Raw genomic sequence first — 15089 nt, 5'->3', positions numbered from 1 at the left:
GATGTCGGGCAAACAAGAGACAATGTGAATCATGCCAAAACGTACATCGGACCATGGGAAGCACAACCGCACGCCACTGCTGGGCGGGCTGAAGGATTCGATGAACGCGCTCGCGGCCGATCTGGGACTGTCCAAGCCGAAGAAGCACGATACGAATCCGTTCGGCGATGCCTTGCGGGAGACCAGTGAGCGTAAAGGCGGCATTATCGACGAACTGACTCGCCATGCAGTGGCGCTGAGTCCTGTAATCAAGCGGCGCACCTTCCCCGAATTGGAGAACGTGCCGGAAGGGCTGGTGCTTGGATGGGCGCAGCTGCCCTCCACCAGAGGCCGTGGCTTTTCGCTTGGCATTTTCCCCGACCGCGATCATTTTGCGCAGGTGGCGTTCGCCGATACGCATGGCCGCGTATTCGTGGGCACCGACCCCAACATGGACGTGCAGGATATGCAGGCGCGATTTATGTTCGGCAAGGAAAAAGAAGTGACATTGCCGGACGGTGAGCGGCTGGGCGAAAGCGACGAGCCTCGTTCACGTTCCGGTTTCTCCCGTACAGACCGTGGCCTGGGAAGTGCGCTGCATCATGGGCGTGGTTTGGGACGTGGCCTTGGTCATGGTGCTGACGGTGTGAAGGCCATTACCGGTGGCGTGGTGGGGCGTGACGACACCGGACGCATGACGTGGCTCGCCTCATGGCTCAAGGCCGGCAACCGGTACACGCTTGAGCAGATGCGTGCCAATCTGCCGCCTGCGATGCGTCATGATTTGGAATACCGCGATGCCATTACCATCGCGTTCTTCGCCACGTATATGTTGCCGCAGATCAATGGTCTGCTCATCGGATTCGGTTCCGGCAATATCTTCCGCCGTCTCAACCGTGAGGCGCCAATCGGTGCGATTCGCCGTTCGGTGCGTGACACTTTGGCGGCACGTGCCCACGGCATGCGGGCCTCCGGTCTGGAGGATCATTTCGCCGATCTGATGCGCGAAGCCGGCGCTCTCGACACCACGCCGGGACTGGAAGCGGTGCATGGCGCCGAACCGTTGCACCTGTACACCTCGACGTATTCGAGCGGCTATTTCTTTACGTGGGATAAGTCCTTGGCATTCGGGCAGGCGCTGAAATCCTTGAAGATCGAAGGCAACCTCAACCGATTCGCTGCGGTGAGCGCTTGGTTGGAGCGCAACGCTTCCTTGGGACGCAACCCTACGGAAGATACGGTGACCCGTGCCGAGGCCGCGCAAATCGACATGAAACTCATCGAAAACCCTGCGATTATGGCGCTTGACCCGTATGATGGCGAGCAGGAGCGTCGGGCCGTGCTGAGCCTGATCGATATCGCCGCACGCACGGCTGGACAGATTCGCAGTGAATTCCCCGATCCTCGAGATGTGCTGACCCAGCAGAACGTGCCGGATTCGGGTGTGACGAATGCTGCGGGCGCTGAAAGTACTGAGAGTGCTGAGGGCGCTGTAGAACGGACCGATAAGAGCGACACCAACACTCAAGCCGCTCGTCCTTCGTATTCGCCGGCGAGGAGCGACGAATGGGTGTATCGTCAGACCCTCTCTTCACTGTTGCGCCGGTTACGGTTGCCGTATCGGTTTGACGTGGAGTTCCGGTCGCGCTTGGATTCGGGTGAAGTGGCCATTGGCTTCACCACCGCCGGCACCTCGATGATGCCCGATAGCCGGTATGACACCACTCGACGTACGTGGCGTGCGCTGAGTAGCGCCGAACGCGCGTCGATGAGCGCCGCCTACAACCTGCGTGTCGGCCTGATGATGGCCGCGCTAAGTTTCGGCACCAGCGAATCCGTGCGCCAGGTGTCGTTGCACATCGATTCCATTGGTCTTGAAGAGGCGATTGCCGAACAGGATTCCGCCATCGAGGCGATGATGAGCGAGGCCCTAAGCGCCTTCGAACATCTACGCAGTGGCGATTTGGGGCGTGTGGGTTCCAAAGCCGACCCCAAAGATGGTGATTTCCATGGCGACCCGACCCGCCCCATCACCCATGAGGAGACGTTCGGGCAGACGGCGTCCGGTGACGAACGCGGCACGGCCGGGGGAGCAGGCAACGGTACCGGACCGTCTGCGGATGCTACGGATCAGGCCGCGGCCGAATCTGCTGACGCCGATGGCGCTGCGTCCATCGATTCGCAGTTCGAAGACCTGATGAAGGGCATCGATATCGACGAAATGGCGTTCGGCATGCCGGACGATACCGGCGCAGGCGACGACCTGGGCGGTATCGGCGGCGAGGGCGTCGGCACTGACGGTGCTGATGGGGCCGCCGGCATGGACGATGATCCGATGAGTGTGCTGCGCCGCAATCCCACCGTGCGCAATATGGTCACCGTCACCTTCACCCGTGATGCCTTCCTCAAGCGACTGGACACCGCTGGGCTTGACAATCCCGAGGAAACCTACCGCATGTTCGGTGCCGTGATGGACGTGGACGGCGAAGGTGGTCTGAAACCCATCAGCGCCGACTTCGACTTGGCGGACAGCCGGTTCTCTCCCACCGGATCCCAGGAGGAGCCCGAACTGGCCGACCGTCAATTCAGTCCGGCGACCGCTCACGTGCTGGGCGCACAGAATAGTGCCGGACTGGCTATCCAGCGAGTGGACCTGCTGCAGCATGGCGTCAACGAATTCCACGATATCGCCAGGAACACGTCGCTCGGCTCCGTGGAAAAGGCCCAGCGAGCCATGCAGGTCATCGAATCGATATGCGATCCCGAACTGACCGGTTTGGCCTCTCAGGTCACCAGTGCGTTGATCGATGGCAAGGACACGCCGGACTTCACGTTCACGCTTGCCGACGATCTTGACAAGGAGCGTCTGCGCGCCCGAGATATGCTGTTCTCGGGCCAAGCCGATCAGGCCATCGAAGCGGCCGAAGCGGCCGTGGCCCATTTGGACCAGGTGTATGCGGCAGGCCATGGCGTACCTCGATACTTCAACTCCTATGCCGAGCGCGTGGTCTACAATCGGCTGTTCGCCACATTGGACGAGCGTACGGTGCTTATCCCGGACAATCTGTTCTACGCGCACATGGAGCTGGCTGACGTGTTGAGTCAGATCAAGGGTGCCGAGGCGGCCATCCCGCATCTCAACCGTATGGTGGCGTACGCGCCCGCCTACCCGCTCTCACATCTGAAGCTCGCCATTCAACTGGCCCGCAATGAGGATTGGGATTCGGCACGCGCCGCCTGCCTGAATGCTCTGCGCGTGGCCTTGGACCGCGACGATGCCGCGTTCGCCTATTACCGGTTCGCGTACGCCGAATGGATGCTTGACCGGTTCGACACAGCCGCCGCAGCCTACATTATGAGCGATCACATCGCTCCCGGGGCCATTGGTTCGCTGGAAAGCGAACTGCAGGAACTGGTTTCCCGTGCGGACTCGCAGTGCATACCGGTGCCTGAATCGGTGGAGGCCGCCGCCCATGTGCTTGCCACGCATGATCTGCCGGTCTGGCCGCATATCGAAGTGGCTGACATCGTGCGTGACGCCGCTCGCGTGTGCGTGGATGAGGGCATGTTCGTGCCGGCCCGCACGCTCTCGGTGGCTGTGGCCCGCATGAATGACGGCGAAGGCGATAACATCGACATCATCCAAGCCCAGTTCCTGCGCTCGCTATCCGCGTAGCCGCCTGAGGGGAGTTGACGGTATAGCCGGCCGAGGGGAGCCGAGCCCGCTAGGATAGACAACCATGAGCACGAACGAACAACTGGCATGGGATTTCGACGATGGGGATGTGGCCGAGGTCCGGCCTGATACCGGTATTGCACGTTTTGCCCCTGGCTCCGAACAATGGATAGCCGCACTGCAGCCCACTGACGACGACGCGATACGCCTCGACCGTTTCGACGTGAACACGATGACCGCTGAGGCCGCCGCCCGCCTGTGGGCTCGCGTGGCCGCATGGGTGGAATCCGATCAGATCGCCTACTACATCGACGACTCACCCGTCAGCTCCGACGCCGCTTACGATGCGCGCATGCGTTGCCTCGAACGACTCGAAGCGGCGTTCCCCTCACTGGACAATCCGCAGTCGCCCACCCATCGCGTCGGCGGTTCCTTCTCCAACGACTTCGCCTCCGTGCGCCACCCCAGCCGCATGATGAGCCTTGACGACGTCTTCTCCATCGAAGAACTCAAGGATTGGTACGACTCGGTGATTCGCGACCTCGATTGGCCTGAATCCAAGCCCCTGCCCATGAGTTGCGAGGTCAAAATCGACGGCCTCGCCCTGAACCTCATCTATCGCAACGGCGTGCTTGAACAGGGACTGACGCGCGGCGACGGCGTTACAGGCGAAGACATCACCCTGAATGTGCGAACCATCGGCTCCATTCCCGCAAACCTCGGCGGCCCCAAGGAAGACGTTCCGGACTTCGTGGAAATCCGAGGCGAAGTGTTCATGCGTTGGGATGATTTCCACACCCTGAACAACGAGCAGGAGGACGCCGGACGAGCGCCCTTCGCCAACCCACGCAACGCCGCCGCCGGCTCGCTGCGTCAAAAAGACCCTCGCATCACCGCCACCCGTCGCCTGAGCTTCTATGCGCATGGTCTGGGGCAGCTCACTTGGGGGCCGGACCATCCGCGCGGCACCCATGATGTGGTCGCCGACCAGTCGCAGGCCTACGATCTATACACCAAGTGGGGCGTGCCGGTCTCCCCGCACAATCGTGCGGTGACCTCATTCCAGGAGATCCTGGACATGATCGAGTACTACGGCGAGCATCGTGGCGACATCGAGCATGCACTTGACGGCATCGTCGTCAAGGTCGATGACCTGGGCCTGCAGCGTACCCTCGGCGCCACTTCGCGCGCGCCGCGCTGGGCCATCGCCTACAAATACCCGCCCGAAGAGGTCAACACCGAACTGCTCAACATCACCGTGCAGGTGGGGCGTACTGGCCGCGTGACGCCGGTCGCCGTGCTCAAACCTGTCTACGTGGCCGGCTCCACCGTGGCTCGTACCACGCTGCACAATGGATTTGAAGTCAAACGCAAGGGCATTCTGATCGGCGACACCGTGGTGGTGCGCAAGGCCGGCGATGTGATTCCCGAACTGGTCGGCCCGGTGCTTGAACGGCGCAAAGGGCGTGAGGACCAGCTGCGCGAATTCGTCATGCCCGAGTTCTGCCCTTCATGCGGCGCGAAACTGTCACCCGCCAAGGAGGGGGACAAGGACATTCGCTGCCCGAATGTGGAGAGCTGCCCGGCCCAGTTGACCGAGCGCGTGATTTCGCTGGCCTCACGCAAGGCGTTCGACATCGAGCACTTGGGCGAACAATCGGCCATCGCTCTGACCAACCCGGAGGAGAACCGGCCTGATTCGGTGGCGACCTACGCGCCGAACATCACCGAGGTTCTGGTCGCCCCCGGCGAAGAGCCTGACCCGTACGAGCCGGTGGAAGGGCTGGAATTGCCGGCCGCGCAGAAGCCGGTGTTGTCCAACGAATCCGGGTTGTTCAACCTGACCGCCGCCGATCTGCGCGACGTGCGCGTGTGGCGTGAGGCCGCAATCGTCGAGGTGCATGAGACGGTCGGTGCGAACGGTAAGAAGAAAAAGGTGCGTAAGCGTGTCGGCGGCTCTGGCCTGTGGCATCAGGTGCCTGCTTTCTGGACCGCGCCCACGCCGGCCAAAAAGCTCACGGCCAAGCAGCTGGCCGAACGCGCGCAAGGGGAGGCCGCAATCGAATCTGCCGAAACACAGGGAGGTACCGCCAGCGAGACGACCGGCGCACCTACCGGGGCTGAGGCGCCACTTGGTACTATGCCGGGCTTTGCCGCAGCCTCCTATCCTGAGTATGACGTGCCGGCCGACGCGGTTATCGTGCGCGTGGATCACAAGACCACGCGCACTGGCGTCACGGATGTACCGGTGATCATTCGGCCCGGCGAAAACACGCGCAAGATGTTCGACGAAATGGACAAGGCCCGTCACGCCGACCTGTGGCGTGTGCTGGTCGCGTTGTCGATTCGCCGGCTCGGTCCGCCTACCGCACGCCTGATTGCCTCGGCGATGGGCTCGCTGGCAGCCATCGAAAACGCCACGATTGAAGATCTGACGGCCATCGACGGGGTGGGCCCGGAAATCGCCGAATCGGTGGTGAACTGGTTCGCCGCCACCCGCGAACCCGGCGACTGGCGCGGCGCGACTTTGCGTGCTTGGCAGGCCGCCGGCGTGGGCGTCGACGAGGCCGAGACCAGTTCGTTGCCGCAGACGCTGGCCGGCAAAACCGTGGTGGTCACCGGTTCATTGGAGGGCTATTCGCGTGATTCCGCCAAAGAGGCGATTATCGAGCGCGGCGGCAAGGCGGCCGGTTCGGTGAGCAAGAAGACCGATTACGTGGTGATTGGCGCAAACGCCGGCTCCAAGGCCGCCAAGGCCGAGGAACTCGGCATCCCCATGCTGAGCGAAACCCAATTCGCCCAGCTCCTAGCCACCGGCACCATCTAAAATAGCCCCCTCAGACGCTTCATTAACCCCCTCTGATGAGGGGGCTGTCAGCCTTTAGGCTGACTGGGGGAGAGAAAAAGCGAATCCCGCCCCAGTGTGACTTACTCCACTCCCTCTGGCATGCCGCCGCATCACACGCTAGGGTAGAACAGGCCCTAAAGGAGGATACGGATTTATGAGCGACGCACGTCAGATCGAAGCCGACATCTACGAACGCCTGAGCAAGGTCATCGACCCCGAGCTCGGTCGTTCGGTCACCGACCTCGGCATGATTGCCGCCATCGAAGCCGCGCCCGCATCGTCGGACGCCGGCACTTACGACGTCACCGTGCACGTTGAGCTGACGGTTCCCGGATGCCCACTGAGCGAGACCATCACCAGCCAGATCAATGGCGCGGTCAGCTCCTATCCGGGCGCACAGCTGCTGCCTCATATCGAAGTCGGTTCGATGAGCCGTGACAAGCTGGCCGATCTGGTCGCCGACCTCAAGGCCGAACGCAAGCAGAACCCCTTCAGCAAACCGGGTGTCAAGACCCGCATCTTCGCCATCGCCTCCGGTAAGGGCGGCGTCGGCAAGTCCTCGGTTACCGCGAACCTGGCCGCCACGTTTGCGGCCCTCGGCTTCGACACGGCCGCCATCGACGCGGACATTTATGGCTTCTCACTGCCGCGCCTGTTCGGCGTGCATACACAGCCCACCAATCTGAATGGCATGCTCATGCCGGTCACCGCGTGGGGCGTGAAACTGATCTCCATCGGCATGTTCGCCGGTGCTGACCGGGCGATTCTGTGGCGTGGGCCGCGACTGCAGCGCTCCTTGGAACAGTTCCTGTCTGACGTATGGTGGGGCGAGCCGGACGTCCTCTTGCTCGACTTGGCTCCCGGCACCGGCGACATGGCGATTTCCGTGGCCCAGGCGCTGCCCAACGCCGAACTCGTGGTGGTCACCACCCCGCAGCCCTCCGCTTCTGACATCGCCGTGCGCTCCGGACTCGTGGCCCTGCAGGTGCCGATGAAGGTGCGTGGCGTGGTGGAGAACATGAGCTACTACGAGCACAAGGGCGAGAAGCTGGAGATTTTCGGTGCCGGCGGCGGTCAGCGCGTGTCTGAACAGCTCACTCAGGCGCTGGGCTATGACGTGCCGCTGATGGCCCAGCTGCCGCTGGAACCCGAAGTGCGCGAGACCGGCGAGGCCGGCCGGCCGGCGGTGCTGGACGCCGACGGCGCTTTGCGTACGGATGGCATTGGCCAGACCTTCCGAGGGTTGGCTGAACGGCTGTTGGCAGTGTGAGCCTGCGCAGCCTCACACTTTTGTAGGCGGCGCTGGCGTTTAAGTCCGGTTCGCTGCTGGTGGGCGAATCGCTTGACCACAGCACCTGCGACCTGGTGGTCGAGGCAATGGAGCGCACTGCCGGCGTGGATAGGCTCATTAACCTGCAGGCCATTCACATGGACGAGGACGCCGTGCCGCGCTGCCTTGGTATGAATGGGAGATCTACGTTGAGCCCGATATCTGGCGGGTGCCTCGCAGTAAATAACGGCATAGCGCATTGTCGGTGCGATGCTAAGAGGTAATGGCCCATGAGCGGTTCCAATCGGCGAGATTGCGTTGCCGGGACACCACGACATGGGCCATCTCGATAAAACGATGCCGCGTGTCGGCTGTTCTCAGGTCATCCGCAGTGACGAGAATGACGATCCAGCCGAGCAGTTGCAATGCGTTTCGCTTTGCCGCGTCGATTCGCATTTGTGCCGGATCGGCGTGATAGGCTCCCTGATATTCGAACGCGACGCGGCAGTCCGGATATGCCATATCCAATATGACGTATGAGTTGCCGATATTCACGCGATAGTTGGCGGTGGGGCATCCCAAGCCTGAATCCTTCAGCATCCCAAACAGCGTGTTTTCCGGCGGAGAATCCGTGTTCTCTGTCATGTAGGGCAGTGCCTCGTGGCATTTGTTACGACCTATGAACCGCGGACTGATTTCCAAGTAAGTATCGAAATCCTTGCGAGTGGCCATTCTGCGCCGTTTATCGCGGCTCATCAAAGAGGCTCCAATGGCCGCAAGTTCCTCCAATGTAGAGTATTGGGCCATCTGAGCCCACATCATGACCGGCGAGGCAATCCAGAACTGTTCATAATCCTTTTTGCGGATATCCAGTTTTCCCTTAAACACATGGAAGACCACGCCTTTGATTCGTCTGCGTTTGTTGGCACTGGAAACACAGGCGTGCACGGCATCAACAGATAGCGTGCAATGTCGGGGGATGGGCGCGCCGTAGTAGTTGGCCGCATTGATGTATCCCACCAGCAATGGACCTTTCGAACGGCGCGCAGCATCATTGCAGCGTTCACGTTCTGCTCGGCGTCGGCCGACAATATCCTCATGCATAAAAGAGCTCATGGTGCGACCGTAAAGCTGATTTGGACTTGAATGCAAGCCAGGCAGGGCAATGTGGTTCCAGCTTATGGAGTTATCCACATTGTCTATTTGCGCAGAGAACGGTTCTCAGTAGTATCTGTGCGCTCAAATGAACAAGAACATAACAATCTCACATCATCGCAAATGGCGACATGGCAGTGATTAGGGCATATTCCATGTGTGCTTCGGGCGTAGAGAAGTGTGCACAGACATTATTGAGAACCGTTCTCTGCGCGCCTATCTGGCTACGACCTCGGTGGGCAGGAGCCCCGTGCGCTGGAACGGCCGGTCCTCGATCTGGTCAAGCACTAGGGTAGCCAAGCTGACGCCGAATGCGTCCATTGGCTGGCGCACGGTGGTCAGCTGCGGGCACGCTGGCGTCGGCGTCAACGTCGGCAAGTACGACGGTCCGATGATATAGGCGATTCGTCGATACCCGCGCCCCAACATATGCTCGGTGAGCTTGCGTGAAGCGAGTCGGTTGTCGATGTCGACGGTGGGGAAGGGGTGGCGCTGCCATAGCCGACGCCGGAAATGGCGACTGGCACGCTGATATTGGCGAATCCCTGAAATAGAGGGTCGTCCTTATGAAATGTGTTGAGAATCCACGGGCCGTATCGCATGGCGCAGCGCAGTCTGCACCGCCCCGCCGCCGAACCAACCCCGGCAAGATCGCGCGCCGCGCCGGCACCACTATCCTCGCCCTGCTGTTCTGCGTCGTATGGTTCTTCCCGGTCTACTGGATGATTATCACCGCCGTAAAGCCGCGCGATGAGATCATGACCACGACCCCCGTGTTCTGGCCCATGCACCTCTCGATCGTCCTGTCGATTATTGTCGCGTTCTTCGCGTGCACGGCCCTGACCCTGTACCGCTTCCGCGGGCGCAAGCCGATCATGGTGTTCGTGCTGGCCATCCAGATGACCTCTGGCGGCATCATCCCGCAGATCATCATCTACAACCAGCTCGGCCTGCTCAACAAATACAGCGGCCTGATCCTGGCGTACATCGCCATGGTGCTGCCGTTCGCGATCTGGAACATGCGCGGGTTCTTCCTGAACATCCCGAAGGACATCTTCGAATCCGCGGCCGTGGAAGGCGCGAACGACTGGCAGATCCTGTGGAAGATCACCTTCCCGCTGGCCGCGCCCGGCATCGTCTCGACCTCGGTGTTCGCGTTCATCAACGCCTGGAACGACTACATGATCGCCTATACGTTCATGAAGGACCAGTCGAAGTACACGCTGCCGGTATGGCTGTCGTCCTTCTCGGCACCCACCATGGGCACCGATTTCGGCGGGCAGATGGCCGCTTCGGTGACCTTCTCGTTGCCGGTGGTGGTGTTCTTCATGCTCATCCAGCGCAACATCATGAAGGGTGTGACGACCGGTGCCGTGAAATAGCGTATGCCGCCGTACCTCACCAAACGATTCGTCCGCTGATGGCGGCGTGACCGCGTGTCGCCTGCCGTCAGCGGATGAACGATAATAAAAACAGTATGAAAGGAACAGCTGTGCCCACATTCGAATATAAGGCTGATGCCGCAACGCCGTGTCTCACCCTGATTCCCGCTCCGGTGACATTGGAATACACGCATGGCACGGCTATGATCGGGTCCTTGGTGACGATCGAGAAACGAATTCCCGAATATGCCGTCACCGAAGATGCCGATGAGACCTGGGAAACGCTGCCAATCGAGCAGCTGTCCAGCGAACTCGAGCGTTACTGCGGCGTCGCCGTCCGTACGCGCCGAGTACTCACAGCCACAGATGAAGCCGACGCCGGTGCCAATGCCGCCGAAAAAGCGCGAGATGCGGGCGTGGGTGCGGGTGCGGGCGCGGGTGCGCCGGCAGCGATGAACGGCACCGTCATATTGCTGTGTGTGGATGCGCGATTGGCGCATGACGAATACACGCTGGATGTGTTCGCCTCAGATACCATCGCCGTGCGTGGTGGCAGCGAAAGCGGATTGCGGTACGGCATGCAGACACTGCGGCAGATGATCAGGCAAACCTCGCGGACCTTGCCCTGCCTGCATATCCAAGACAAGCCTGCGTTCGCGGTGCGCGCCTACAGTCTTGACGTGACGCGCGGGCGTGTGCCGACGATGGCGTTCCTCACCTGGTTCATCGACCAGCTGGCGTTGTATAAGTACAACCAATTCCAGCTGTACGTGGAACATGCCTTCGCTTTCGGCGAGCTCAGCGAAGCGTGGCGCGGCACTGACCCGCTCACGGCCGACGACATCATGTTCCTGGACGAATACTGCGCACACCACGGCATCGAACTGGTGCCGTCCTTGGCCACTTTCGGGCACATGTATATGAACCTGCGCACCCGTGAACATCGTGGACTGGGAGAGTTCCCCGAAGACGCCGACCGTCCGTTCAGTTTCATCGAACGAATGGAACACCACACACTGAACGCAGCCAACCCCAAGTCGCACGATTTCGCCTCGCGCCTAATCGAGGAATACGCGCCGCTGTTCCGCTCGCGGTCCTTCAATATTGGTGGCGATGAGACTTTCGACTTGGGCCGTGGCCGGTCCGTACAGGACTCGCCGGGCGCCAGTCGCGATGAGCTGTATGCCGATTTCGTCAAAGACCTATGCAGCACGCTTGCCCATCGTGGTCTACAACCGATGCTGTGGGCGGATATCGCGCTCGAGAATCCGCACACCATGGACTTGCTGCCCGGCGACATCACGATGCTCAACTGGATGTATGAGCCGGATATCGACGAAAGCAAGATCCAGACCATCGCATCACAAGGCCGCCGCCAATTCGTGTGCCCTGCCGTGCGTGCGTGGAGCCGGTTCTTCCCCGACTATGACGGTGCCTGGCTGAACACGTACCGCATGGCGGTGGCTGGGCTCAAATATGGTGCGGAAGGCATGGTGGTCACCGATTGGGGTGACTATGGGCATGTCAATGATCCGCGGTTGAGCGTGCCGGGACTGTGCTACGGTGCGCAAAACGCGTGGAACCCGGTTGCAATTGACGCATGCGAAATGAACCATCGGATTTCTAATCTGGCGTATGGCGACGAATCCGGTTGGCTTATGGATTCACTCGCTCGCATCGACTCCGATGGAGTGTCGTTCCCCTGGGACCTCGCCGTGCAAGTGCTGGAACTGGAATACGGTTCCGGCACCGGCATGCTGAATACGGATGTGGCATCGTATGTGGAACGGTCGTGCGGGGGAGAGCTCATGTTTGACCGTGCGCTGGGATGCGCCGACGCGCGCCGCCGATTGCTCCTGCGGAACCATGCCCGTCTCGAACGACGCCGGGATTGCGACCGGGCGTTGATTGATTGCGGCAGTGCGGTTGTCGCGGTGCTCGATGGCTCGGCACGAGGAGGATTGAACCCGGAGCTGCTGTGGGTGATGCTGGATGGGCAGCGGTTGTTCAATAGACTGGGTGAGGAACTGCTGGTATTGGCTGGCGGCGAGGACGCCTGTGACACCAAGGATGTGACCGGCCGTGCGCTGGATGCCTCGCGCCGCGCCCGTCTTGCCGCCGATTTGGAGTTGTGGTTCGAACGGTACCGTGTGCAGTGGCTGTCCATCGGCCGTTACGCCGAATTGGCGCGTATCGCCCATGTGGTGTGGTCGTTTGCGGACATATTGCGTAGGGGAGCGCTATAGGGGGGCTCGCAGAAATTCGGTCCTGCTGAGAACAATGTGAGGCTTACGCGCCGTCAAACGCACATGGTGATTTCAAAAATGGCGAATTGCTGCCATTCTTGCACCTGTGCGTTTGATGGGAAATGTGCGTATGCCTCACATTTTTTGCATAAAGCATGAAAATGTGTGAGACCGGCGTCAAGGTCGAATTCGAGAAGAAGGCCTTCGAACAGATTCGCCAGAACGCCTCCCAGGTCCTCAACTCCGACGACGCTCCGGACGTTACGGAATACAACAAGGGCAACGCCACGTCCGGCCTGCTCGCCAGCCAAGGCCTGCTCACCAACCTCAACGATTACGTGTCCGAATATGGCTGGGACAAGATTATCACCGGTTCCTTGGCCGACACCGGCAAGTACGATGAGCAAGGCATGATGGGCTCCGGCGACTGGTACGGCATCACCACCGGCGCGGTGAAGTAAGGTCATTCGCACAACAGGCAATTCAATCAACAAGCAGCACATATTGATTTTGGTTTCGGCTGCCTTGTTCCCTGGCGGTCGAAACCACCTCTCCACCAAGGAGCAGCAACAATGAAGTTCACCAACGGCTACTGGATGATTCGTGACGGCGTCGACGCCCTCTACGCTCGTGAAGCCTACGAACTGGCGGCGGATGCCACCACCGAAAGCCTCAACGTCCTCGCCCCGACCTCCGTGGTGCGCGGCCGATACGATACCCTGAACCTGCCCACATTCAATGTGGACATCACCACACCTGCGGAAGGCGTGATTCGTGTGTGTGCCGAACACTGGCAAGGCGCCACCGAATACCCCGGATTCCCGCTCAATGCCGACGAACCCGGCAACCGTGATTACGTGACCGTTCAGGCGAACGGCAATGGCGACGGCGAAGTTGGCGTCAATGGCGCGGATGTCACGCTGACCACTGGCGGACTTACCGTGAAGGTCGTCAAGGGCGCCCCCTGGAACCTGACCTTCATCGGCGAGGACGGCAAGGTGCTCACTGAGTCCGCAGGCAAGTCGCTGGGCCGATTCAAGCTCGGTGCCGAATCGAACGTCACCGCCCAGCCGGTCAGCGAATTCGGTGTGACCATGGACGGTTCCGCCCGTGATGAATCCGACGTGTTCATTGCCATCCAGCTGCATCTGTCGGTTGGCGAAGACGTATACGGCTTGGGCGAACGCTTCGGCGCTTACGTGAAGAATGGTCAGAGCGTCGACATCTGGAATGAGGATGGCGGCACTGCTTCCGAGCAGGGCTACAAGGACATCCCGTTCTACATGACCTCCAATGGGTATGGCGTACTGGTCAACAACCGCGGCCATGTCTCCTTTGAGATCGGTTCCGAGAACACCGAGGCCACCATCAACTCCTTCATCGACGGTATGGCCGAGCGTGATATTCCGCTGGCCGCCTTCCACTACGACTGCTACTGGATGCGCGAGTTCCATTGGTGCGATTTCGAGTGGGACAAGCGTTTCTTCGGCGACATCGAATCCACGCTGAAGCGCCTGCACGAAGACAAGGGCTATCTGGTGCGCAAGCCCAATGGCGAAGTCTGGCAGACCGACTTCTGGCAGGCCGGCATGGGCTTGGTGGACTTCACCAACCCGGCCGCCCGTGAATGGTTCAAGGACAAGGTCAAGGCCCTGCTGAATCAGGGCGTGGACGCCATCAAGACCGATTTCGGCGAGCGCATCCCGCGCGACGTCGTCTGGTATGACGGCTCTCCGAAGCTCTCCATGCACAACTGGTACACCCAGCTGTACAACCAGGCCGTGTTCGAAGCCATCGAAGAAACCTACGGCAAGGGCAACGCCTGCCTGTATGCGCGCTCCGCGACGGTCGGCGGCCAGCAGCAGCCCGTGCACTGGGGCGGTGACTGCGAATCCACCTTCAATGGCATGGCCCAGTCCCTGCGTGCCGGCCTGTCGCTGACCTCCTCCGGCTTCGGCTTCTGGAGTCACGACATCGGCGGTTTCGAGGGCGCGTTCCCGGACCCGGCCGTCTACAAGCGTTGGGTGGCGTTCGGCATGCTCGGCTCCCACTCGCGACTGCACGGTTCCACCGTGTACCGTGTGCCGTGGCTGTTCGACGAGGAAGACGAGAAGAACGGCGTCGCATTGGTGCCCGGCCAGACCGCCGTGGATGTGGTGCGCGAGTTCACCAAGCTCAAGCTTGAACTCATGCCGTATGTCTACCAGCTTGGCCTGCAGCCTCATGCGAACGGTACTCCGGTCATGCGTTCCATGTTCGTGGAATTCCCCGATGACCCGGCATGCCGCACGCTGGACCGTCAGTATATGTTCGGTCCGTCCATGCTGGTCGCCCCCGTGTTCACCTACTCCGGTGAGGTTTCCTATCGATTCCGCTGTGGGTGCGCGACGGCAGCGTAACGACATGAACATTTCAGCGTGGTGCTGTAACACTTCGGTGTTGCGGCACCACGTTTTTGTGCTGATATGGGGATTTGTACTAGTCGAATCCGCGAAATGTTCAGCAAATGTTCACGTAGCGAAATCGGCATAGA

The 15089-nt window shown here is 60.7% G+C and carries 9 protein-coding genes; 7 read left to right on the top strand and 2 right to left on the bottom strand.

From position 1 onward, the window contains the following. The first annotated feature begins 31 nt into the window (after positions 1-31). From BLLJ_RS07215 to BLLJ_RS07205, 3 genes are all read left to right on the top strand, one after another. On the top strand, positions 32-3655 hold the full coding sequence (locus tag BLLJ_RS07215; RefSeq protein WP_013582850.1) for a tetratricopeptide repeat protein: 3624 nt from the start codon (positions 32-34) through the stop codon (positions 3653-3655). A 64-nt stretch (positions 3656-3719) separates the two neighbouring features. Next, complete coding sequence (gene ligA / locus BLLJ_RS07210) at positions 3720-6482, top strand: NAD-dependent DNA ligase LigA (RefSeq protein ID WP_007058309.1); 2763 nt, start codon at positions 3720-3722, stop codon at positions 6480-6482. Positions 6483-6657: 175 nt separating this feature from the next. Continuing rightward, positions 6658-7773 (top strand): Mrp/NBP35 family ATP-binding protein, encoded by a 1116-nt coding sequence (locus BLLJ_RS07205; RefSeq protein ID WP_007054010.1) that lies wholly within the window; start codon positions 6658-6660, stop codon positions 7771-7773. 273 nt (positions 7774-8046) lie between these two features. Here the strand turns inward: BLLJ_RS07205 and BLLJ_RS07200 are convergent, their stop codons facing one another. Beyond that, positions 8047-8877, bottom strand: a complete 831-nt coding sequence (locus BLLJ_RS07200; RefSeq protein WP_007054011.1) for a hypothetical protein — start codon at positions 8875-8877, stop codon at positions 8047-8049. 267 nt (positions 8878-9144) lie between these two features. After that, positions 9145-9297, bottom strand: a complete 153-nt coding sequence (locus tag BLLJ_RS07195) for a substrate-binding domain-containing protein (protein ID WP_230473331.1) — start codon at positions 9295-9297, stop codon at positions 9145-9147. Between the two features lie 197 nt (positions 9298-9494). Here BLLJ_RS07195 and BLLJ_RS07190 point away from each other — a divergent pair, with 197 nt between their 5' ends. The 4 genes from BLLJ_RS07190 to BLLJ_RS07175 all read left to right on the top strand — a co-directional run bounded on the left by BLLJ_RS07190 (position 9495) and on the right by BLLJ_RS07175 (position 14955). After that, a complete protein-coding gene (locus BLLJ_RS07190; protein ID WP_007053248.1) occupies positions 9495-10310 on the top strand; it encodes a carbohydrate ABC transporter permease in 816 nt (271 codons plus the stop codon). 110 nt (positions 10311-10420) lie between these two features. Continuing rightward, entirely contained in the window at positions 10421-12556 is a 2136-nt protein-coding gene (locus tag BLLJ_RS07185; RefSeq protein WP_007055634.1) for a beta-N-acetylhexosaminidase, read from the top strand. A gap of 161 nt (positions 12557-12717) precedes the next feature. Beyond that, entirely contained in the window at positions 12718-13017 is a 300-nt protein-coding gene (locus BLLJ_RS07180; protein WP_007055628.1) for an extracellular solute-binding protein, read from the top strand. 111 nt (positions 13018-13128) lie between these two features. Next, positions 13129-14955 carry a TIM-barrel domain-containing protein gene (locus tag BLLJ_RS07175; protein ID WP_013582848.1) on the top strand — a complete coding sequence of 609 codons (1827 nt, stop codon included), beginning with the start codon at positions 13129-13131 and terminating at the stop codon, positions 14953-14955. The last annotated feature ends 134 nt before the right edge of the window (positions 14956-15089 follow it).

It is taken from the genome of Bifidobacterium longum subsp. longum JCM 1217 (assembly GCF_000196555.1).
In the GTDB taxonomy this organism is placed as follows: domain Bacteria; phylum Actinomycetota; class Actinomycetes; order Actinomycetales; family Bifidobacteriaceae; genus Bifidobacterium; species Bifidobacterium longum.
The sequence above is the reverse complement of the archived record's forward strand: the minus strand, read 5'-3'. Positions and strand labels throughout refer to the sequence as shown.